The organism is Stenotrophomonas sp. STEN008 (genome assembly GCF_056760435.1).
Map to the genome: position 1 here is coordinate 16,470 of NZ_JBRRET010000031.1, position 19,518 is coordinate 35,987.

21 protein-coding genes, 2 tRNA genes and 1 other RNA gene are annotated in these 19,518 nt (G+C 67.7%); 14 read left to right on the top strand and 10 right to left on the bottom strand.

Annotation, left to right across the window (positions count from 1 at the left end):
* Window positions 1-77: 77 nt before the first annotated feature.
* The gene (locus ACVOME_RS14105; protein ID WP_481505197.1) at window positions 78-2,033 is read left to right on the top strand and encodes a peptidyl-prolyl cis-trans isomerase; all 1,956 of its coding nucleotides are present in this window, start codon (window positions 78-80) and stop codon (window positions 2,031-2,033) included.
* A gap of 99 nt (window positions 2,034-2,132) precedes the next feature.
* Here the strand turns inward: ACVOME_RS14105 and ACVOME_RS14110 are convergent, their stop codons facing one another.
* Window positions 2,133-3,338, bottom strand: coding sequence for a lytic transglycosylase domain-containing protein (locus tag ACVOME_RS14110; RefSeq protein ID WP_481505198.1), 1,206 nt, complete (start codon window positions 3,336-3,338; stop codon window positions 2,133-2,135).
* The gene (gloB, locus tag ACVOME_RS14115) at window positions 3,335-4,099 is read right to left on the bottom strand and encodes a hydroxyacylglutathione hydrolase (RefSeq protein ID WP_481505199.1); all 765 of its coding nucleotides are present in this window, start codon (window positions 4,097-4,099) and stop codon (window positions 3,335-3,337) included. Before gloB ends, ACVOME_RS14110 begins: the two co-directional genes overlap by 4 nt.
* Window positions 4,100-4,110: 11 nt before the next feature.
* Between gloB and ACVOME_RS14120 the strand changes: the two genes are divergently transcribed.
* From ACVOME_RS14120 to dnaQ, 3 genes are read left to right on the top strand one after another with little or no spacing between them, the layout of a single operon-like run.
* On the top strand, window positions 4,111-4,755 hold the full coding sequence (locus ACVOME_RS14120; RefSeq protein ID WP_481505200.1) for a methyltransferase domain-containing protein: 645 nt from the start codon (window positions 4,111-4,113) through the stop codon (window positions 4,753-4,755).
* Between the two features lie 13 nt (window positions 4,756-4,768).
* A complete protein-coding gene (gene rnhA / locus ACVOME_RS14125; RefSeq protein ID WP_053519056.1) occupies window positions 4,769-5,221 on the top strand; it encodes a ribonuclease HI in 453 nt (150 codons plus the stop codon).
* 4 nt (window positions 5,222-5,225) lie between these two features.
* Complete coding sequence (dnaQ, locus tag ACVOME_RS14130) at window positions 5,226-5,957, top strand: DNA polymerase III subunit epsilon (RefSeq protein WP_053519058.1); 732 nt, start codon at window positions 5,226-5,228, stop codon at window positions 5,955-5,957.
* 35 nt (window positions 5,958-5,992) lie between these two features.
* On the opposite strand, the gene ACVOME_RS14135 is transcribed toward dnaQ, so the two are convergent.
* A complete protein-coding gene (locus tag ACVOME_RS14135; protein WP_053519060.1) occupies window positions 5,993-6,697 on the bottom strand; it encodes a PP2C family protein-serine/threonine phosphatase in 705 nt (234 codons plus the stop codon).
* A gap of 162 nt (window positions 6,698-6,859) precedes the next feature.
* Between ACVOME_RS14135 and ACVOME_RS14140 the strand changes: the two genes are divergently transcribed.
* Window positions 6,860-6,950: transfer RNA gene (locus ACVOME_RS14140), tRNA-Ser, on the top strand.
* 133 nt (window positions 6,951-7,083) lie between these two features.
* Complete coding sequence (locus ACVOME_RS14145) at window positions 7,084-7,488, top strand: DUF6165 family protein (protein WP_053519062.1); 405 nt, start codon at window positions 7,084-7,086, stop codon at window positions 7,486-7,488.
* A 46-nt stretch (window positions 7,489-7,534) separates the two neighbouring features.
* Here the strand turns inward: ACVOME_RS14145 and ACVOME_RS14150 are convergent, their stop codons facing one another.
* Complete coding sequence (locus ACVOME_RS14150; RefSeq protein ID WP_053519064.1) at window positions 7,535-8,581, bottom strand: glycosyltransferase family 9 protein; 1,047 nt, start codon at window positions 8,579-8,581, stop codon at window positions 7,535-7,537.
* Window positions 8,582-8,601: 20 nt separating this feature from the next.
* Here ACVOME_RS14150 and ACVOME_RS14155 point away from each other — a divergent pair, with 20 nt between their 5' ends.
* From ACVOME_RS14155 to ACVOME_RS14165, 3 genes are read left to right on the top strand one after another with little or no spacing between them, the layout of a single operon-like run.
* Window positions 8,602-9,351: a 3-deoxy-D-manno-octulosonic acid kinase gene (locus tag ACVOME_RS14155; protein ID WP_053519066.1), complete on the top strand. Its 750-nt coding sequence runs from the start codon at window positions 8,602-8,604 to the stop codon at window positions 9,349-9,351.
* A complete protein-coding gene (locus ACVOME_RS14160) occupies window positions 9,351-10,118 on the top strand; it encodes an MBL fold metallo-hydrolase (protein ID WP_065175949.1) in 768 nt (255 codons plus the stop codon). Before ACVOME_RS14155 ends, ACVOME_RS14160 begins: the two co-directional genes overlap by 1 nt.
* Window positions 10,115-10,504, top strand: a complete 390-nt coding sequence (locus ACVOME_RS14165) for a DUF4440 domain-containing protein (protein WP_197600973.1) — start codon at window positions 10,115-10,117, stop codon at window positions 10,502-10,504. Before ACVOME_RS14160 ends, ACVOME_RS14165 begins: the two co-directional genes overlap by 4 nt.
* 76 nt (window positions 10,505-10,580) lie before the next feature.
* Here ACVOME_RS14165 and ffs read toward each other — a convergent pair.
* Window positions 10,581-10,677, bottom strand: an RNA gene (gene ffs, locus ACVOME_RS14170) — signal recognition particle sRNA small type.
* Between the two features lie 300 nt (window positions 10,678-10,977).
* On the opposite strand from ffs, the gene ACVOME_RS14175 reads away from it, so the two are divergent.
* Window positions 10,978-11,295: a DMT family transporter gene (locus tag ACVOME_RS14175; protein ID WP_053519073.1), complete on the top strand. Its 318-nt coding sequence runs from the start codon at window positions 10,978-10,980 to the stop codon at window positions 11,293-11,295.
* Between the two features lie 83 nt (window positions 11,296-11,378).
* Here the strand turns inward: ACVOME_RS14175 and ACVOME_RS14180 are convergent.
* Window positions 11,379-11,471, bottom strand: a tRNA-Ser gene (locus ACVOME_RS14180).
* Between the two features lie 132 nt (window positions 11,472-11,603).
* Here ACVOME_RS14180 and dnaX point away from each other — a divergent pair.
* From dnaX to ACVOME_RS14200, 4 genes are all read left to right on the top strand, one after another.
* On the top strand, window positions 11,604-13,625 hold the full coding sequence (gene dnaX / locus ACVOME_RS14185; RefSeq protein WP_481505201.1) for a DNA polymerase III subunit gamma/tau: 2,022 nt from the start codon (window positions 11,604-11,606) through the stop codon (window positions 13,623-13,625).
* 6 nt (window positions 13,626-13,631) lie between these two features.
* Window positions 13,632-13,952: a YbaB/EbfC family nucleoid-associated protein gene (locus ACVOME_RS14190; RefSeq protein WP_010483846.1), complete on the top strand. Its 321-nt coding sequence runs from the start codon at window positions 13,632-13,634 to the stop codon at window positions 13,950-13,952.
* A gap of 60 nt (window positions 13,953-14,012) precedes the next feature.
* Window positions 14,013-14,612: a recombination mediator RecR gene (gene recR, locus ACVOME_RS14195; protein WP_053519077.1), complete on the top strand. Its 600-nt coding sequence runs from the start codon at window positions 14,013-14,015 to the stop codon at window positions 14,610-14,612.
* A 64-nt stretch (window positions 14,613-14,676) separates the two neighbouring features.
* Entirely contained in the window at window positions 14,677-15,036 is a 360-nt protein-coding gene (locus ACVOME_RS14200; RefSeq protein WP_053519079.1) for a histidine triad nucleotide-binding protein, read from the top strand.
* Window positions 15,037-15,114: 78 nt separating this feature from the next.
* Here the strand turns inward: ACVOME_RS14200 and ACVOME_RS14205 are convergent, their stop codons facing one another.
* The 4 genes from ACVOME_RS14205 to ACVOME_RS14220 are packed head-to-tail and all read right to left on the bottom strand — an operon-like array spanning window position 15,115 to window position 19,478.
* The gene (locus ACVOME_RS14205) at window positions 15,115-15,639 is read right to left on the bottom strand and encodes a Slp family lipoprotein (protein WP_065175952.1); all 525 of its coding nucleotides are present in this window, start codon (window positions 15,637-15,639) and stop codon (window positions 15,115-15,117) included.
* Window positions 15,636-17,585: a transglutaminase TgpA family protein gene (locus tag ACVOME_RS14210; protein WP_481505202.1), complete on the bottom strand. Its 1,950-nt coding sequence runs from the start codon at window positions 17,583-17,585 to the stop codon at window positions 15,636-15,638. The genes ACVOME_RS14205 and ACVOME_RS14210 overlap by 4 nt, the downstream gene beginning before the upstream one ends.
* The gene (locus ACVOME_RS14215; protein WP_053519085.1) at window positions 17,578-18,522 is read right to left on the bottom strand and encodes a DUF58 domain-containing protein; all 945 of its coding nucleotides are present in this window, start codon (window positions 18,520-18,522) and stop codon (window positions 17,578-17,580) included. Before ACVOME_RS14215 ends, ACVOME_RS14210 begins: the two co-directional genes overlap by 8 nt.
* Before the next feature lie 2 nt (window positions 18,523-18,524).
* The gene (locus tag ACVOME_RS14220; RefSeq protein ID WP_065175954.1) at window positions 18,525-19,478 is read right to left on the bottom strand and encodes an AAA family ATPase; all 954 of its coding nucleotides are present in this window, start codon (window positions 19,476-19,478) and stop codon (window positions 18,525-18,527) included.
* Between the last annotated feature and the right edge of the window lie 40 nt (window positions 19,479-19,518).

Sequence of the window (19,518 nt, forward strand, 5' to 3'; positions counted from 1 at the left end):
CCCTTGGCGTTTTTGGTCCCTGCGACGAAGCGGGTTACACTGCCGGGCTCGCCAATCAGGCCTTGTGATTCCTCACCATGCTGCAGAAACTCCGCGACAAGACCTCAGGCTGGATCGTCACCGTGATCCTGGGGCTGCTGATGATTCCGTTCCTGTTCGTGATCGACAACAGCTACCTGGGTGGCGTTGGCGCACAGAACGTGGCCAAGGTTTCCGCACCGCCGACCTGGTGGCGTTCCGCGCCGTCGTGGTGGCCGGTACGCATGCTGTGGCAGCACCATGAGATCAGCGCGCAGGATTTCCGCACCCGTTTCGAGCAGGAGCGCATGCGTGAGCGCCAGCAGCAGGGCGAGAACTTCGACCCGCGCGCGTTCGAAAGCACCGAGAACAAGCTGGCGGTCCTGGATCAGCTGATCGACGAGCAGGTTGTGCGCCTGGTCGGCGAGCAGGCAGGTGTGGTGATTGGCGATGGCGCCGTGCGCGAGTACATCACGTCCATGCCGGCGTTCCAGGGGCCGGATGGCAAGTTCAACGAGAACAGCTACCGCCTGGCGCTGGCCGGCGGCAATCCTCCGCGTACCCCGACCCAGTTCCAGGAACTGGTGCGCGAGAGCCTGCAGCAGTCGGTGATTCCGGCCGGACTGCAGAACTCCGGTTTTGTCACCCAGGCCGAGACCGAACGCCTGTTGAAGCTGCTGGGCGAAACCCGTGATGTCGAGCTGGCTGCGCTGCCGCCGGTGCCGGCTGACACGGCCCCGGTGACCGATGCGCAGATCAAGCAGTGGTACGACAGCCATGGCAAGGATTTCCGCCAGGCCGAAACCGTTTCGCTGGAGTATGTCGAGGTCAACGGTGCCAACCTGCCGGCGCCGACGCCGGCCGACGAAGCCACCCTGCGCAAGCGCTATGAGGAAGAGAAGGCCAAGTTCACCTCTCCCGAGCAGCGCCAGGCCGCCCACATCCTGATTACCGGCGACGGTGCTGAGGCCAAGGCGAACAAGCTGGCGGCCGAGGCAAAGGCGGCCGGTGCCGACTTCGCAGCCCTGGCCAAGGCCAACTCCGAGGATCCAGGCTCCAAGGACCAGGGCGGTGACCTGGGCTGGGTGGAGCGTGGCGCGATGGTCAAGCCGTTTGAAGACGCCCTGTTCGCGGCCAAGGCCGGCGACGTGATCGGTCCGGTCAAGACCGAATACGGATACCACATCATCAAGGTGGCCGCGGTACGCGGCGGCGAAGGCAAGTCGTTCGAGGACGTGCGCGATACGCTGGCCGCCGAACAGCTCAAGGCCGATGGCGAGCGCGGTTTCAACGAGCTGGCCGGCCGTTTGGTCGATGCCATCAACAAGAGCCCGAGCGACCTGGCTGCCGCAGCCAAGGAAGTGGGGCTGCCGCTGCAGACCCTGGGACCGATCACCCGCGCTACCGCCAGCGGCATCGCCAGCGACCCGGCCGTGCTGCGCGCCGCGTTCTCGGACGTGCTGGTGCAGGACGGGACCGCCAGCGATCCGATCGCCCTGGGAGGCGCCACCAACCACAGCGTCGTGATCCGCGTCGCGGCCCACACGCCGGAGCAGGCGTTGCCGCTGGAGAAGGCCCGCGAGCAGGTGATCGCCGCGATTCGTGCCGACCGCCAGCGCCAGGCCAGCGACAAGGCGGCCGAAGCGCTGCTGGCCAAGTTGAAGGGCGGTGCCACCCTGCAGTCGCTGGCTGCCAGCGAAAAGCTGCAGCTGAGCCCGATGCCGGGCCTGCCGCGTGGCCAGCCGGTGCCGACCCCGGAAATCAACAGCGCGATCTTCAGCGCGCCGGTACCCACCGCAGGCAAGCCGACCTACGGCAAGGTCGACGTCAACGGCCGTGCGCTGGTGTTCGCGGTGAACAAGGTCAATCCGGGCGACATCAAGGAAGTGACCGCCGAGCAGCAGAAGCAGCTGAAGGAACAGTTGAGCCAGATCGACGGCATGGCCGCAGCCAAGGCCTACATCGACGCGATGCGCAAGAAGTTCGTGGTGCAGACCACCGAAGCGAATCTGTAAGCCCACGGCGGGCAGAACGGAAAGGCCCGGCATTGCCGGGCCTTTTTCGTGGGCGGGTGCCCGGTAGCAGGAGGATCGCGCGGCGCTGCTGTGCGCCGGTCAGTCTTCCAGGCGAAGCACCGCGCCCGGCTTGAGCACGCTGCTGCCACTCAGGCCATTCAGCGACAGCAGCGCCTTGACCGGCATGCCGTAGCGACGGGCAATGGTCCAGGCCGACTCGCCGTTGCGCACCGTATGCCGACGGCTGCGCGGACGGTCGACAGCGGCGGCGACGGTGCGGGCAACCTGCGGCGCTGGCGAGGCAGCGGGGGCAGAGGTGGACGAAACCGAGGCCGCCAGCGCCGTCGTGCTGTCCACTACGTCGGCGGTCGCCGCTGCGACAGGGGCCAGCACCCGGGTGGTGCCCGTGGGGCGGCCACCGGCGGCCAGGGCGGGATTCAGGCGGGCGATGCGTGCCGGGTCCAGTGAGCGCTGGGCGGCCCACTGCTGGACGCTGGTGCCGGCCGGCAGGGCATGATCCTTCAGCACCGGCACGGTGCGGTCCAGCGAGGCCATGACGCCCGGCTGTTCTTCCACGTCTTCCAGCACGCAGGCCAGGGCGTGAAGCTTCTCGACGTAGGCATAGGTGACCGGCGACAGGCCGGGCAGGGCCGATGGCGTGGCGTTCTGCGCATTCATGCCCGCCTTGCGCAGCGCCTGCAGCACGCGATATTCGCCAGCGTTGTAGGCCATGGTGGCCAGCCGCCAGTCGCCGCCGAACATGCCGTGCAGGGTTTTCAGGTAACGCATCGCGGCCTGGGTCGAATCCACCGCCGACAGGCGGCCGTCGTAGCCGTTGGCCATCGGCACGCGATGGTTGCGGGCGGTGGTGGCGATGAACTGCCACAACCCGGTCGGTCCGCTGCCATTGCGGGCATTGGGCCGGTAGCCGCTTTCCACGAAGGGAATCAGCGCGAATTCGGTCGGCAGGTTGGCCTTGCGCAGTTCTTCGACCACATAGCCGAACAGGACCAGTGCATCGTCATCCTGGTTGGCCAGGCGCGAAGGGGCGTGCGCGAACTGCTTCTGCCAGCGCGGGCTGGTGGCCTCGGCGTCGCAGGTGGGCTCAGCCAGGCCATCGCGGAAGCTGGAGAAGATCTCCTGGCCATTGCGCACCGATGCAGGTGGCAGCGAAGAGGCATCCAAGGGCAACGCAGCAGCGGCGGTGAGATTCTGGCCGATGCCAGCGCCCAGCGACTGCGCGCCTGCGGTTCCAGCCAGCCCCAGAGCGATGCCCAGGGCCAGCGGCAGACTTCGGCGCATCATGCGCGGAAGCCGTCTTTCCAATGCCGGAGACCGGCCATGACATCGACATCGTCAACGACGTCGCGCCCCAGGTGCGCCGACACCGCCGCGCGGATCGGCGCGGTGTGCACACGCAGGAACGGATTGCAGTCCAGTTCGTTGGCCAGGGTTACCGGCAGGGTGGAACGGTCATCGCGGCGCATGGCCAAAGCCTCCTCTTGGCGCTGCCGCAGGGCAGCGTTGGCGGGGTCGACATGCCGCGCGAAGACGGCATTTGACACGGTGTACTCATGGGCACAACAAAGCAGCAGTCGTGCAGGCAAGGTACCCAGCGTGCGCATCGATGCCAGCAGCTGGGACGGCGTACCTTCGAACAGGCGTCCACAGCCCAGGCTGAACAACGAATCTCCGCTGAAAAGATGTTCAGCAGTGTGAAACGCGATGTGGCTGCGGGTATGCCCGGGCACGGATAGTACGTGGAACGTCCGGCCCAGTGCCTGAACGCGTTCACCTTCGCCGACGCGTTCGGTGGCGGTGGTGATGCGTTCCTCCATCGGTGCGACCACCCGCGCGCCGGGAAAACGGGCACGCAGGGCCGGCACGCCACCGATGTGGTCGTCGTGATGGTGGGTCAGCAGGATGGTATCCACGCGCAGGCCCTGTTCGGCCAGCGCGAGCACCGGCGCGGCATCACCGGGATCGACGACGATGGCAGCGCCTTCATCATCGATCAGCACCCAGATGTAGTTGTCCGCAAATGCGGGCAGGGCAGTCAGTCGCATAGAATTGGACCATGCCCGCGCTGCAGAGCACCCGTCAAGCGAGCCTGGCCCCGTGGTTCGACAGCGAGCCGGCGGCGGCCCTGCGCGTGCTGGAGCGGCAACTGCTGTTGCCACAGCTGTCGGTGCTGCCCGCACAGCCCTGGATGTGGATCGCGCCGAGCGCTGCCTGGCTGGAAGATGCGCAGCCGGGCGGGCGCGGCCTGCGCCTGTACCGCGATGGCGGCCGCTATGCCGGCGATGCGTGCTGCGGTCTGCCGCTGCCGCTGGCCACCGAAAGCGTCAATGCCATCGTGCTGCAGCACGTGACGGCCGCTGATGCCGACCAGCTGCTTGACGAGTGCGAGCGGGTGCTGATGCCCGGCGGCCATCTGTGGTTGAGCAGCCTTAATCCGTTCAGTCCGTTCCGCACCCACTGGCGCCAGCATGGCCTGACGGTGCGTACGCCGCAGCGGATCCGCCAGCTGCTGGGTCGTCACGGGCTGGACTGCGACGACATGCGCTACCTGGGCCCGCTCTGGCAGGGCGCCGGCAGTCGTGGCCGCGGGGGTTGGGCCCCGCTGCGCGCGGCCTGCCTGTTCCATGCCGAAAAACGTACGTTGGCCCTGCCCGGGCCGACACCGCTGCCGGTGCGCTGGCATGGCACCGTTGCTACCTGATTCTGGAGCTGTATTGAAAACCATCGAAATCCATACCGACGGATCCTGCCTCGGCAATCCCGGTCCCGGCGGCTGGGCCGCGTTGCTGCGCTACAAGGACCACGAGCGTGAACTGAGCGGCGGCGAAGCGCATACCACCAACAACCGGATGGAACTGATGGCGGCCATTTCCGGCCTGGAGGCGCTGACCGAGCCCTGCAACATCGTGCTGTTCACCGACTCCCAGTATGTGCGGCAGGGCCTGACCCAATGGATGCCGGGCTGGATCCGCAAGAACTGGAAGACCGCCGGAGGTGATCCGGTGAAGAACCGCGAGCTGTGGGAGCGGCTGCATGCGGCCACGCTGCGGCACCAGATCGACTGGCGCTGGGTGAAGGGGCATTCCGGCGATCCGGACAATGAACGCGTCGATACGCTGGCGCGCAATGCCGCCATCCAGATCCGCGATGCCAGCCCGGTAAACTGAGCCCATGCGTCAGATCATCCTCGATACCGAAACCACCGGCCTGGAGTGGAAGAAGGGCAACCGCATCGTCGAAATCGGCTGCGTGGAGCTGTTCAAGCGTCGCCCCACCGGCAACAACTATCACCAGTACATCAAGCCGGACTGTGAGTTCGAACAGGGCGCGCAGGAGGTCACCGGCCTGACCCTGGACTTCCTGGCCGACAAGCCCGAGTTCGCGCAGATCGCCGATGAGTTCCTGGCGTTCATCGACGGCGCCGAGCTGATCATCCACAACGCGGCATTCGACCTGGGCTTCCTCGACAACGAGTTGTCCCTGCTGGGGCCGCAGTACGGGAAGATCACCGATCGCTGCACCGTGATCGACACCCTGGCGATGGCGCGCGAGCGTTTCCCGGGCCAGCGCAACTCGCTGGATGCGCTGTGCAAGCGGCTGGGCGTGGACAATTCGCACCGTGCACTGCACGGCGGCCTGCTCGATGCGCAGATCCTGGGCGATGTCTACATCGCGCTGACGTCAGGGCAGGAAGAGATCGGCTTCGGTCTGGGCGAGGACGAGGCCGGCGCGGGTGGCGCGGTGCTGCAGGCGTTCGATGCTGCCAAGCTGCTGCCGCGTCCGCGCGTGGTCGCCACCGCATCGGAACGTGAAGCGCACGCCGCGCGACTGGAACGCCTGCGCAAGAAGGCCGGTCATGCGCTGTGGGACGGCCCGAAGGTGGAAGAGCCCGCCAGCGCGTAGACCCTCGGCGCAGGGTGCGCGTGCGGTCCGCTGGCTCAGTGGCAGCGGACCAGGATCACGCTGATGTTGTCGCGGCCGCCGCCATCAAGCGCGGCGGCGACGAGCGTATCCACGCATTCCTGTGCGCTGGCGTCGTCGAAGGCCAGCGTGCGGGCGATGCCACGATCATCGACCTCCTCGGTCAGGCCATCGCTGCACAGCAGCAGCTGCATGCCGGGACGAAGTTCGCCACGGGTGGTGGCCACGTTCAGGTGCGCCGGATCGGTCACGCCCAGCGCCTGGGTGACCACATTGCGGTGCGGATGCGCGCGCGCCTGCTCTGCGGTCAGGTTGCCCTGCGTGACCAGTTCCTGCACCACGCTGTGATCCTGGCTGAGCTGGGCCAGCTGGCCGTCGCGCCACAGGTAGGCCCGGCTGTCACCGACCCAGGCCACTTCGTAGCGATTGCCCTGCACGCGCGCGGCGACCACGGTGGTGCCCATCGGCAGCGTATCGTTGCGTCGCCGCGAAGCGCGGATGATCTCTTCGTCGGCCGTGCGGATGGCCTGCTCCAGCGACGCGCCGCGGCGGATCTCGCGGACGATGGCTTCGCGCGCCAGCGCGCTGGCGACCTCGCCGCAGGCGTGCCCGCCCATGCCATCGGCCACCAGCCACACGCCCAGCTCGCTGTCACCGTAATAGGTGTCCTCGTTGAGCTCGCGGCGCAGGCCGGGATGGGTGAGATGTCCGAATTCGATCATGGTGTGCGGGGCGGAGTAGCGCGGGGGAGAGGGCATCATCACGGCGTGACCGGCATCCGGCAAGGCATGGCGGCAGGAAAATTGCGCTGCAGGCCCCAGGAGACTTGTCGGCAGCCTCACTTCCTCGTATGATGCGCGTCCCCGGTTCGCCGGGGACCACCCGGAGAGGTGGCAGAGTGGTTGAATGTACCTGACTCGAAATCAGGCAGGCGTTTATAGCGCCTCGGGGGTTCGAATCCCCCCCTCTCCGCCAAATGAAGAAGAAAGCCGCCCCCCGGGCGGCTTTTTTCGTTGTCCGGCTGGCCGCGCGCGTTGCGGGGCGGCAATGGATCTCCCCTCGGGGTGCTGCGGGTTAACATGTACGCATCACCTGCTGGAGCTCCCCCATGACTGCTGAAATCCTCGTTCCCGTGTCCTTTGGCGAACTGCTCGACAAGATTTCGATCCTGCAGATCAAGTCCGAGCGGATCAGCGACGAGGGCAAGCTGGCCAACGTGCGCAAGGAGCTGTCGGCGCTGGAGCAGACCTGGATGGCGCACCCGGCCGCGGTCAAGGACATCGCCAAGCTGCGCGGTGAACTCAAGGCCGTCAACGAGCAGTTGTGGGACATCGAGGACGACATCCGCCTGAAGGAGAAGGCGCAGGCGTTCGACCAGGGCTTCATCGACCTTGCACGCAGTGTGTATCTGCGCAATGACGAGCGCGCTCGCATCAAGAAGGCGATCAACCTGGCACTGGGCTCTGCCTACGTGGAAGAGAAGTCGTACCAGGATTACGCACAGCGCGGGTGAGATGGATCCGCCGGGCGTGGCCCGGCGCTACCGATGATCCATCGACTCAGGTGAGGTGGTCGGTCACGTAACGTTCGAAGGCGGCGATGCCGTCCTCGACCGTGATCAGTTCCATCACATCATCGAACTCGATCTTGGTGCCCCACTTGAGGTCGGCGGCCTGCTTGCCGAGATACTTGCGTGCGGCGTCGTCATAGCGGTCCACGCAGTAGCGGCGATCCGAATACGGGCCGCTGCGGTGCGGGTTGCTGGCCGCGTGCAGGCCCAGCACCTTCGCTCCCATGGCATTGGCGATATGCATCGGTCCCGAATCGGGTGTCATCACCAGATTGGCGCGTGCCAGCAGCGCAGGCAGCTGCTTGAGCGTGTCCTTGCCGACCAGGTCCAGTGCCGGCGTGTGCAGCTGGGCCTGGATCGCGTCGGCCATGCTGCGTTCCAGTTCACTGCGCCCACCGCACAGCACCACCTGCCAGCCGCGCTGCGTGGCATGGTTGGCGACGGCCGCGTAGCGGTCGGCGTACCAGTTGCGGCGGACGTGGCTGGAGCAGGGCGAAATCATCAGTACCGGCCGGCCATCATCCTGCCACTGCGCCGCGGCCCACTCGAAGGCGGACTGCGGCACGGCCAGGTCCCAGCTCACGTCGGTCTGGCGCAGGCCCAGCGGCTCGCAGAAGCTGCCGATCGCGTCCAGCACGTGGATGCCGGGGCGGTCCGGAATGCGTTCGTTGATGAACAACCCATGCAGATCCTTCGAGCGGCTGCGGTCGTATCCGATGCGGCGTTCGGCCGGGATGAACGCCGACAGCAGGTTCGCGCGGAAGGCCACCTGCATCTGCAGCAGCGCCTCGAAGCGCCCCGGTGGCAGCTGCTTGCGCAGCTCCTTGACGCCGGCCATGCCGCTCTTCTTGTCGTAGGCGTGGAAGGTTACGCCCGGCAGACCCTCGAGCAGCTTCTGCCCTGCCTTGTCGATGATCCAGTGGATCGGCGTGTCCGGGCGCGCGGCCTGCAGCGTACGCACCAGGGGCACCACGTGGGTGACATCGCCGAGTGCGGACAGGCGCAGAAGGCACAAGGATGAGGACGCTGATGCCATGTGTTGTTAGACTCAAAGAAATGGTCGCATTCGACGCCAATGAAGCGCTGACGCCATGCCGCGAGGGTCGCGGCATCGGGGCCATTCTGTTCGACCGCGAGCGCCTGCGGCAAGCCGACATCGGCCTGTTCTCTCCCCAGCACTGGGGCAGCCGGGCCCGGCCGGTGGGCGAAGGGGGACGTGGCAGCGCCTGGTTCGTCGACGCGCCGTTCGGCCCCAGCGTGCTGCGCCACTATCTGCGCGGTGGCCTGGTGGCCAGGATCAGCCACGACCAGTACCTGTGGCGGGGCGCCGACCGGACCCGCAGTTTTGCCGAGTTCCGGCTGATGCGGGCCCTGCGCGCGCTGAAGCTGCCGGTTCCCCGGCCGGTGGCGGCTTTCTACATGCGGCAGGGCATGCGCTACCGGGCGGCGATCCTGATGGAACGGATCGAAGGGGTGCGTTCGCTGGCCGACCGCGCGCTGGTTGCCGGACGTGGCGCGCCGTGGGAAGAGACCGGTCGGCTGATCGCCCGCTTCCACCGTGCCGGCCTGGACCATGCCGACCTCAACGCGCACAACATCCTGTTCGACAGCAACGGCCATGGCTGGCTGATCGACTTCGATCGTGGCGTCATCCGCATTCCGGCCACCGCCTGGCGGGAGCGCAACCTCAAGCGCCTGCTGCGCTCGTTGATCAAGCTGCGCGGCGAGCGCAGCGTAGAGGACGTGCAGAAGGACTACGCGCGGCTGCGCCGCGCCTATGACATGGCCTGGAACCGGGGCACCTGATGGACTGGTCGTTGCGTTTCCTCGGCGTCGGCAATGCGTCGGCGGTCGAGTTGGGATCACCGATGTCGGTGATCGAGCGCGAAGGTCGGCCGTGGTTGACGATCGACTGTGGCGGGGAAGGCCTGACCGCCTTCAAGGCGCACTACGGCCACATGCCGCAGGCGCTGTTCATCACGCATGTCCACCTGGACCATGTGGCCGGTTTCGAGCGGCTGTTCGTGGATACCTACTTCAACGCGCAGCGGCGTGGGAAGGTGCGCCTGTATGTGCCGGCCACCGTGGTGCCGCTGCTGCACAGGCGCATCGGCGATTACCCCAATGTGCTGGCCGAGGGCGGTGCCAATTTCTGGGATGCGTTCCAGTTGGTCGTGGTCGGCGACGCGTTCTGGCATGAAGGCGTGCGCCTGGAAGTATTCCCGGCACGCCACCACTGGCCGGAGACCGCCTATGGGCTGCGCCTGCAGGGCGCGCTGACCTGGAGCGGTGATACCCGGCCGATCCCGGAGATGCTGGCGCGGTACGCCAGTGACAACGAGCTGATCGCCCACGACTGCGGCCTGCACGGCAATCCATCGCATACCGGGGTCGATGATCTGGAGCGCGAGTACAGCGCTGAGCTGCAGGCGCGGATGATGCTGTACCACTACGCCAGCGTGGCCGATGGTGCTGCGCTGGCCGCGCGCGGACACCGCGTGGCACAGCCGGGCCAGTGCGTGCCGCTGGCGACCCCGACCGCGCCGCACGTGCTGGCGCAGGATCCGCCGTGAATACCTCTGGCCAGCCTGCCGACGCGGCGCTGGCGGCCGAGCTGGAACATCTGGAACGCGCGCTGCACATCCCGCAGGTGCGCGGTGATCGCGCGCGGCTGTCGGAACTGCTGGATGAGGATTTCAGCGAGATCGGCAGCTCCGGCCAGTGCTATGGCCGTGCGGCTGCGCTGGCGGAGATTCCGCTGGAGCGGGCGCAGGTGCAGATCGAATCGGAGCAGTACGCGGTCTCGTTGCTGGCACCAGACCTGGCCCAAGTGCGTTATCGCAGCCGCTACCACCTGGATGGCCAGCCGCAACGCTGGGTGCTGCGCAGTTCGTTGTGGCGCAGGCATGGGCAGGGATGGCGGGTGGTATTCCATCAAGGGACGCCCGAAGCACGGTAGCGCCGGGCCACGCCCGGCGAGGGGGCCAACCAGGGTTGACCTCTTACCAGAGCGCGGCACTGCCAGAAAGGCGATGGCCCCGCCGGCTGACCTCGGCGCCCGCGTCGATCGATACCGTTGCTGCCTTCCGGCCCTGGCGGGGTTTTCGACCTAGCGTCGCGAGGGGCCGACGGGGCCACCATAGAGACGTTGGCCGCCCGGAGGCGGCCTGTTCACGGATCAGGGGAAGCAGCGCAGGGTGCGCCGGAGACCACAGCCGGACTGCACATCGGCTGGCCGATGGCAGGCGCGCATTCTAGCGCAGGCATGCGTATCGACGCCAGCGCCATGCGCTGAATCTGCTGTAACCCGCGGCGCGTATTCGCGGCCGGGCGGCGCGGGCGTTGCTAGAATCCCGGGCCAGGAGGAACGACCTCCCCCGCATCGGGAATCAATGACCAGGACGGCCTGGCCCTGCCAAGAGGAGGGCCGTCATGGCCTGGATCTATCTGTTGTTCGCTGGCCTGCTGGAAATCGTCTGGGCCGTGTCGATGAAGCAATCGGAAGGCTTCACCAGGCTCACTCCCACCCTGGTTACTCTCGCCGGCATGATCGCCAGTTTCTGGCTGCTGGCCGTGGCCATGCGCAGCTTGCCGCTGGGAACGGCTTACACGATCTGGACCGGCATCGGCGCGGTCGGTGCCTTCGTGGTCGGCATCGTGTTCCTGGGTGAACAGGTCAGCCCGATGCGGATCGGCGCGGCGGTGTTGATCGTGTCGGGGCTGGTGCTGATGAAGCTGTCCAGCAGTTGAGGCTGGGCGGAGTTTGCTGGACAACCGACTCTGGCTGCCAGACAAATAAAAAAGCCGCCCGATGGGCGGCTTTTTCATTCATCTGGCGGAGAGAGGGGGATTCGAACCCCCGAAGCGCGGTTTAGACGCTTACACACTTTCCAGGCGTGCTCCTTCAACCACTCGGACACCTCTCCGGATCCCTGCCATCGGCAAACGCCTCAGCAGGGGCGCAGATTCTAGCGGGCGGCGCGGCAGGACACAAGCACCCATTCAGGGCGCGTCGCAGGCGGAGGGGGATGGACAGGCGTGGCACAATGGAGCATCCGATGGAAGACGGTGGCCTGATGTCCTATCTCGTCCTTGCCCGCAAGTGGCGTCCGAAGCGTTTTGCCGAGCTGGTGGGCCAGGAACACGTGGTCCGTGCGCTCAGCAATGCGCTGGACAGTGGCCGGGTCCACCACGCGTTCCTGTTCACCGGTACCCGCGGTGTGGGCAAGACCACCATCGCGCGCATCTTCGCCAAGTCGCTGAACTGCGAGCAGGGCACCAGTGCCGATCCGTGCGGCCAGTGCCCGGCCTGCCTGGACATCGATGCCGGTCGCTACATCGACCTGCTGGAGATCGACGCCGCGTCCAACACCGGCGTGGATGACGTCCGCGAGGTGATCGAGAACGCGCAGTACATGCCCTCGCGCGGCAAGTACAAGGTCTACCTGATCGACGAAGTGCACATGCTCTCGAAGGCGGCGTTCAACGCGCTGCTGAAGACGCTGGAAGAGCCGCCGGAGCACGTCAAGTTCCTGCTGGCCACCACCGATCCGCAGAAGCTGCCGGTCACCGTGCTCAGCCGCTGCCTGCAGTTCAACCTCAAGCGCCTGGATGAGGACCAGATCCAGGGCCAGATGACCCGCATCCTGGCGGCCGAGGAAATCGAAGCCGACGGCAGTGCCATCGTGCAGCTGGCCAAGGCCGCCGACGGCAGTTTGCGCGACGGTCTGTCGCTACTGGACCAGGCCATCGCCTACGCCGGTGGTGCGCTGCGCGACGATGTGGTGCGCACCATGCTGGGGACCGTCGATCGCACCCAGGTGGCAGCGATGCTCGATGCCCTCGCCGAAGGTGACGGGTCGCGCCTGTTGCAGGTGGTGGCGGCACTGGCGGAATTCTCGCCCGACTGGAGTGGCGTGCTGGAGGCCTTGGCCGAAGGCCTGCATCGCATCCAGGTGCAGCAGCTGGTACCCGGTGTTGCCGCCGCGGCTGAAGGCCTGGACGCGGCAGCGTTCGCCGGGCGGCTGCGTCCGGAGGTGGTGCAGCTCTGGTATCAGATGGCCCTGAACGGCCGTCGCGACCTGTCGCTGGCGCCGAGCCCGCGCGCGGGCTTTGAAATGGCCGTGCTGCGCATGCTGGCGTTCCGCCCGGCAGCGTCGGTGCCGCCGGTGCCGCGTTCGGTGGATGCCGCCGGCGGTGCCGCCGGGGGGGCGATGCCAGGTGGTGGTGCAGGTGCTGGCAGCCAGGAAACGGCCCCGGTGGCCGCCGCTGCCGCGATCCCGGCCCGCGTGCCTGCGCAGGCTGCCCCACGCGAACCCGACACGGAGCCCGAGCCGGCGCCTGAGCCCGAACCTGATCCGACACCCGAGCCGAAGCCGGTTCCGGTCGAAGAACCGGTGTCGCCCCCGCCGGTGAAGGCCGACGGCACCCCGGCGCCGGTGGCCGTTGATGATCTTCCGCCGTGGGCCACGGACGAGGCCGAGGCACGCGACCAGGCACTGGCTGTGGATGTCGCCACGCCAGACGCGGCCATGGTCGCGCCCTGGCATGAGCCGTCGCCTCCGGTCGCTGCATCGTCCGCGCCCGAGCGTCCGTTCCGTTCCGAGGGCATCGTCATCGCTCCACCCGCGCCCGTCACCGCTGCATCGGCGGAGACGGGCGCGCGGGCTGACATCGGCGAGCTGGCGACAGCGGAAGACTGGCTGGATCTGGTCGCCAACAGCGGCCTGAGCGGGCCTTCGCGGCAGCTTGCGGCCAATGCCGCCTTCATCTCCTGCCGGCAGGGGACCTTGAAACTGGGGCTTTCGCCCGGATTTGAGTACCTGCGCTCGGAGCGCGCGCTGGCCGCTCTTGGCGAAATGCTGGAAAAGGCCTTGGGGCACGCGCTGAAGATCGTGGTCGAGACCGTGGAAACCGAACACGTTCCGGCCGAGACCCTGCACCAGCGCGCCGATCGCCAGCGCGGCGAGCGGCAACAGGTGGCAGAGGCTGTTTTCATGGACGATCCGGAAGTGCAGGTGCTGATCCAGCAACACGGCGCCCGGGTCGTTTCCGATTCCATCCGTTCTTTTGACGAGTAAGACACTATGCGCGGCAACATCGCCCAACTGATGCAGCAGGCCCAGAAGATGCAGGAGAACCTGCAGAAGGCCCAGGAAGAAATCGCCAGGATCGAAGTGACCGGCAGTGCCGGCGGTGGCATGGTCAGCGTGACGCTGACCGGTGCCAAGGAGTGCCGCAAGGTGCGCATCGACCCGTCGCTGGCCAGTGACCCGGAGATGCTGGAAGACCTGATCGCCGCGGCGTTCAACGATGCCTCCAACAAGATCGATGCCGAATCGAAGTCGAAGATGGGCTCGGCTACCGCCGGCATGCAGCTTCCGCCGGGCATGAAGCTGCCGTTCTGATCGTCGGCGCGGTGCCCGCGTTGCCGGGTGCCGCGCACACCCATAAAGCCAGAAGCTGCCGTGTCCGCACCCCTGCTTGAACAATTGATCGATGCGCTGCGGGTGCTGCCTGGCGTGGGCCAGAAGACCGCGCAGCGCATGGCCTACCACCTGCTGGAACGCGAACGCGACGGCGGCCAGCGCCTGGCCGAGGTGTTGGCGCTGGCCGTAGAGCGCATCGGCCACTGCGCGCAGTGCCGCGATTTCAGTGAAACCGAACTGTGCCCGACCTGCGCCAACGGCAGCCGCGAGCGCAGCCAGCTGTGCGTGGTGGAATCGCCCGCCGACCGCCTTGCCATCGAGAATGCCACCGGCTTCCGGGGTGTCTACTTCGTGCTGCAGGGGCGTCTGTCGCCGCTCGACGGCATCGGTCCGCGCGACCTGGGCCTGGAGCAGCTGGAGCAGCGCCTTGGCGAAGGCGAAGTGCAGGAGCTGATCATCGCCACCAGCGCCACCGTCGAGGGAGAGGCCACCGCGCATTATCTGGCGCAGCTGGCGCGGGCCCGCCAGGTCCGGCCGAGCCGGTTGGCGCAGGGGCTGCCGCTGGGGGGCGAACTGGAGTACGTGGATCGCGGCACGCTGTCGCACGCGTTCGGCACCCGCAGCGAATTCCGCGATTGACGGCCTGGCCCTTTGAAGGGCGGGGGTTGCCTACAATGCAGGCGACATTTCACCGAGGCCGACCATGAGCAACGAAACCCTTTTCAGCAGGATCATCCGTCGCGAGATTCCGGCCACCATCGTCTATGAAGACGAAGACGTGCTGGGCTTCAAGGACATCGCGCCGCAGGCGCCGGTGCACGTGCTGTTCATTCCGAAGAATGAAATCATTCCGACCCTGGACGACCTGCAGCCTTCGCAGGCGCACCTGATCGGCAAGCTGGCCCTGGCGGCGGCCGACTATGCGCGCCGCGAGGGCTTTGCCGAGCAGGGCTACCGCATCGTGATGAACTGCCGTGAGGATGCGGGGCAGACCGTGTTCCACATCCACATGCATCTGCTGGCCGGCGCGCCGCTGGGCCATTTCGGCGCGCCCGGGAAGTAAGCGCCCGCCGGCGCGATGCCGTGCAAGCAGAAGGCCGCCCGGTGGGCGGCCTTCTGCGTCATGCGTGCCGGAGGGGGGTTACCACCAGCCCCAGCGGCCGTAGCCCCAGTACGGGCCATACGGGCCCGGGCCCCAGGGGCCATAGGGGTAGGGCACGACGTCGACCTGTCGCTGCTCCGGCCACAGGTAGATCACATCGGCCGACAGCTTCGGCAGGCGATAGTCGTACTCGCCGATGCGGGTGTTCTGGTAGCCATCGATCTTGCCGATGAAGGTCACGTCACGGCCGGGCTCAAACACCGCCGGATCGTAGAAGCCGGAGCGGCAGGCGATGAAGCGGCCGTCGCTGGCATCGGACGAGGTGGTGTTCGGGCGGCCGGAGGCGTTGAGCGGGCGCGAGATCATCTGGAAGCAGGTCTCGCCCTGGCCGGGCTTGGTTTCGATGATGCGGCCGCCCCAGCGCACGGGCGTGCCGACCTGCTGGGTGGCGACTGAATCGCGCGGGGAGACCAGGCTGAACTGTCCCTGCAGCGGCTTTGGGGCCGTGGCGCAGGCCGACAGGGCCAGCGTGGCCACAGCGGTGAGAAGGAACTTGGTGTTCATGGGGAGGCTCCGGAAGTCGGGCGATGCCTGCGCAGGTCCCGCAATAATGAAGCGAGGTCGGTGCAAGTTCCAGCGTAGCGCGCGTCGGCGAAACGCTGGCTGAGTGCCAGCAGGGCCGGATCGGGCCGGCACGCATGGACGCGACGGGCCCAGAGCAGTGCCGGCTCGTGCGGTTCGCGGGCCAAGCCGAGCCGGGCGTAGCGCCGGCCCAGGCGGTGCCAGGCGCGCAGCAGCGGGTCGCGTTCGCGCTCGCCCCGGGCCAGCAGCCATGCCATCCACAGCACGGCTGCCAACGCGGCCATCACGAAGCCTGACAGCAACTGTCCCGGCGCGATGTCGTCCAGACCCAGGGGCTTGAACAGCTGCTGCTGGCGGCGCGCATCGAAGGACAGCACCAGGTCGTTCCAGCCACGGCGCAGCCAGTCGCCCATCTGCCCCAGCTGCAGCCAGCGCTGCCGCAGCGGATTGCCGGCGTCTGCCAGCAGGCGATCGTCGAGGGTGTCCAGGATGCGTTCTGGGGCGACGGCCGCCGTGGGATCGACCCGCACCCAGCCCCGTTGCGGCAGCCAGACCTCGGCCCAGGCGTGGGCATCCATCCGCCGGACAACCCAGTAGTCGCCCACCCGGTTGCGCGTGCCGCCGGCGAAGCCGGTCACCACGCGGGCCGGAATGCCTGCATTGCGCATCAGCACCACGAAGGCCGAACTGAAGTGCTCGCAGAAGCCTGCCTTGTAGCCGAACAGGAATTCATCGATGGGGTCGCGGCCGGCCACGGGCGTGTCCAGCGTGTAGGAGAAATCGGTGGTGATCCACTGCAGGGCGCGACGTACCACGGCCTCATCGTTGCTGCCCGCCTCCTGCCGCCACTGCCGGGCGAGGGTGGCGGTGCGTGGATTGAAGCCGGCCGGCAACTGCAGCGCTGCGCGTCGCAGGTAGGGGGGGAGCGCGCTGTCGAAGTGCTGCGGCGGCGCCGAGTGCAGGCGCCACCGGCTCAGCGCCGACAGCGTGCGGTCGCTGAGCAGGCTCATGTCCGCATCCAGCGTGCTGCCTTCCGGCGCACGGGTGGGCAGATCCAGTGCCACCAGCTGGCGGCGGTCGGTCGGTTCGTAGTCGATCTGGTAGTCCCAGCCGCGCGCACCGGCATCGACGATCGCGGGTGGGCGCTGCGTGCGGGCAGGGTCACGGGTCCAGCGTCGGCCATCGAAGTCGGTCAACACCGGTCCTCGCCAGTAGCGCTGGTCCGGCTCGGGTACGGCGCCGAAGAACTGCACCCGCAGCGCAGGTGTGTCGTCGGCCATCAGGTCCAGCCACTGCCCCGGCTCCATGCTGTCGGACAGGCCCGGCGTGCTGACCGCGCGTTCGGGTACGCCCCACAGCGGCGTGGACAGACGCGGAAACAGCCAGAACGACGCCAGCGCCAGTGGCAGGCCCAGCGCCAGCAGCCGGCCGACGCCCTTCAGCTGGCCGCGCAACGGCAAGGCGTCGGCGTGGCCCTCGCCCTGTGCCAGGCGCTGCAGGGCCAGAAGTGCACAAAGGCCGGCCAGCGCCGCCAGCAGCGTGGTCAGCGGGCCCTGGTCCAGCAGGAAGGCGGCGAATGGCGAGAACAGCGCGAAGCCCAGCAGGCTGCGTGCATCGCGCAGGCTGCGCAGCTCGCTGGACTTTATTGCAAGCATCGCGGCGAGCAGTGCGCAGCCGGTATCGCGTCCGGGGCGGACCAGGCCCATCTGCCAGACGATGGCGGCCAGCATGCCCAGCACCAGCAGCAGGCGCACCGGCATCGGCAACACGCGTCGCCACGACAGCGCGGCCGTCAGCAGCGCAGCCAGCGCGATCACCGTGGCCAGCATCGGCGGCAACTGCAGCAGCAACGGCAGCAGCGCAAGCGCAGCGCTGGCCAGGGTCCAGGTGCGGGCGTTGCGGTCGAGCGTGGGCGCGGCGTCAGTCATGCGGCATCAGCGCCAACGCGCGCAGGCAGAGATGGTGATGGCTGGCGCCCTGTCCCGGCCCCAGTGGCGGATGCGAGGGCAGCAGCAGGGTGTAGCGGCGACCTCCGCGTTCGGCCATGTCGATCCAGCGCGCCAAGCGTGCGATGCGCGCTTCGGTCGGCAGTGGCGCCAGCGTGTGCCAGTCCAGCACGACCTCGATGCCGACCGGCTTTTCGTACTCACGGACCAGCAGGCTGTCGCGGCGCGCGGAGTGCTTCCAGGCAATGCTGCGTGGCGCGTCTCCGGCGCGGTAGGGGCGCAGCTGGTGCAGCTCTTCGCCGCTGGCGTGGGCGCGGGTGTGCAATGGATCGTTGCCGCGCTCCGGCAGCGCGGGGGCCAACGCTTCGGCCAGGGGATACACCAGCAATGGCTGTTCCGGCCACACCCACGACCACGCACGGACCAGGCCCAACGGTTGCGTGGTGGACAGGCGGATGCGCGACAGCTCCCGCCAGCCGCGACGTTCGCTGGGGACGTCCAGCTCCACTTCGCCGCGCCCCTGTGCCGGCAGCGAGGTCCAGGCCTGGCTGTCGCCCAGTTGCAGGTGCAGCCCCTGTCGTGGCCGCGGATCACGCAGCGACAGGTCCACGCGCAGCCGCAGCGGCTGGCCGGCAGGCACCGGCTCGGCGGAGATCGCATCGATCTGCACGCCCGACAACTGCAGGTGCGCGGCAATGGCGCTGGCGATTGCCGCCGCCGCCAGCAGCAACGCCAGCAGCAACGCGGGGTTGTTGTTGTAGTTCAGCGCACCCAGCAGCATCGCCGACAGCAGCGTGGCGACGAACAGGCCGAAGCGCGTCGGCAGCACGTAGATGCGGTGGCGGTTCAACCGCTGCGGCAGTGCTTCCGGCGCACGCGGGCGTGCCAGCAGCTGCAGCCGCGCCCAGCGCGAGGCCACGCTCAGTCCACCGTGACGGTCTGCAGGATCGCGCGTGCCAGCGCAGGCCCGGAGCTGGACTCGGCTTCGGCCACCAGTCGATGCCCCGCCACCGCCACGAACAGCGTCTGCACGTCTTCGGGAATGACATGGCTGCGGCCGAGCAGCAGCGCATGCGCCCGGGCTGCACGCAGCAGCGCCAGTCCCGCACGAGGCGACAGCCCTACGCGCACGCCTGCATGCTGGCGGCTGCGGGTCAGCAGGGCCTGCACGTAGTCGACCAGCGCGTCGCTGGCGTGGACCTGGCCTACGGCCTCACGCAATGCCCGCACCTGCACTTCGTCCAGTTTCGGCATCGCACGTGCGATCAGGTCGCGGCGATCGGTGCCGCGCAGCAGCTCGCGCTCGGCCTGCGGGCTGGGATAGCCCATCGCCAGCCGCAGCAGGAAACGGTCCAGCTGCGAGTCGGGCAAGGGGAACGTGCCCGACAGGTCCACCGGATTCTGGGTGGCGATCACGAAGAAGGGGTCCGGCAGCGCATGCGTCTGTCCATCCAGTGTCACCTGCTGTTCGGCCATGGCCTCCAGCAGCGCGCTCTGCGTGCGTGGTGGCGCGCGGTTGATTTCATCGGCCAGCAGCACATGGGTGAACACCGGGCCGGGATGGAACTGGAACTGGCGACTGCCTGCCTCATACACCGATACGCCAAGCACATCGGCCGGCAACAGGTCCGAGGTGAACTGCACGCGCTGGAAGCCCAGGCCCAGACTGCTGGCCAGCGCGTGGGCCAGCGTGGTCTTGCCGAGGCCGGGCAGGTCCTCGATCAGCAGATGTCCACCGGACAGCAGCGCGACGAAGGCGAGCCGCACTTCCGGAACCTTGCCCAGCACCAGCGCGTTGACCTGATCCTGGGCCTCCCGCAGGGACTGGCGCAGTTGATCGGTTAGCATGCTGGGACTGGGGGACGAAGCTGGCATGATCGTCTCTGATCTGGAATCTCCTCGATTATCCATAGAG

What these genes read in the sequence shown, in the direction of transcription:
- ACVOME_RS14105 (WP_481505197.1), top strand. Translation starts at nt 78, where the DNA reads ATGCTGCAGAAACTCCGCGACAAGACCTCAGGCTGGATCGTCACCGTG.
- ACVOME_RS14110 (WP_481505198.1), bottom strand. Translation starts at nt 3,338, where the DNA reads ATGATGCGCCGAAGTCTGCCGCTGGCCCTGGGCATCGCTCTGGGGCTG.
- gloB (WP_481505199.1), bottom strand. Translation starts at nt 4,099, where the DNA reads ATGCGACTGACTGCCCTGCCCGCATTTGCGGACAACTACATCTGGGTG.
- ACVOME_RS14120 (WP_481505200.1), top strand. Translation starts at nt 4,111, where the DNA reads ATGCCCGCGCTGCAGAGCACCCGTCAAGCGAGCCTGGCCCCGTGGTTC.
- dnaQ (WP_053519058.1), top strand. Translation starts at nt 5,226, where the DNA reads ATGCGTCAGATCATCCTCGATACCGAAACCACCGGCCTGGAGTGGAAG.
- ACVOME_RS14135 (WP_053519060.1), bottom strand. Translation starts at nt 6,697, where the DNA reads ATGATCGAATTCGGACATCTCACCCATCCCGGCCTGCGCCGCGAGCTC.
- ACVOME_RS14145 (WP_053519062.1), top strand. Translation starts at nt 7,084, where the DNA reads ATGACTGCTGAAATCCTCGTTCCCGTGTCCTTTGGCGAACTGCTCGAC.
- ACVOME_RS14150 (WP_053519064.1), bottom strand. Translation starts at nt 8,581, where the DNA reads ATGGCATCAGCGTCCTCATCCTTGTGCCTTCTGCGCCTGTCCGCACTC.
- ACVOME_RS14155 (WP_053519066.1), top strand. Translation starts at nt 8,602, where the DNA reads ATGGTCGCATTCGACGCCAATGAAGCGCTGACGCCATGCCGCGAGGGT.
- ACVOME_RS14160 (WP_065175949.1), top strand. Translation starts at nt 9,351, where the DNA reads ATGGACTGGTCGTTGCGTTTCCTCGGCGTCGGCAATGCGTCGGCGGTC.
- ACVOME_RS14175 (WP_053519073.1), top strand. Translation starts at nt 10,978, where the DNA reads ATGGCCTGGATCTATCTGTTGTTCGCTGGCCTGCTGGAAATCGTCTGG.
- dnaX (WP_481505201.1), top strand. Translation starts at nt 11,604, where the DNA reads ATGGAAGACGGTGGCCTGATGTCCTATCTCGTCCTTGCCCGCAAGTGG.
- ACVOME_RS14190 (WP_010483846.1), top strand. Translation starts at nt 13,632, where the DNA reads ATGCGCGGCAACATCGCCCAACTGATGCAGCAGGCCCAGAAGATGCAG.
- ACVOME_RS14200 (WP_053519079.1), top strand. Translation starts at nt 14,677, where the DNA reads ATGAGCAACGAAACCCTTTTCAGCAGGATCATCCGTCGCGAGATTCCG.
- ACVOME_RS14205 (WP_065175952.1), bottom strand. Translation starts at nt 15,639, where the DNA reads ATGAACACCAAGTTCCTTCTCACCGCTGTGGCCACGCTGGCCCTGTCG.
- ACVOME_RS14210 (WP_481505202.1), bottom strand. Translation starts at nt 17,585, where the DNA reads ATGACTGACGCCGCGCCCACGCTCGACCGCAACGCCCGCACCTGGACC.
- ACVOME_RS14220 (WP_065175954.1), bottom strand. Translation starts at nt 19,478, where the DNA reads ATGCCAGCTTCGTCCCCCAGTCCCAGCATGCTAACCGATCAACTGCGC.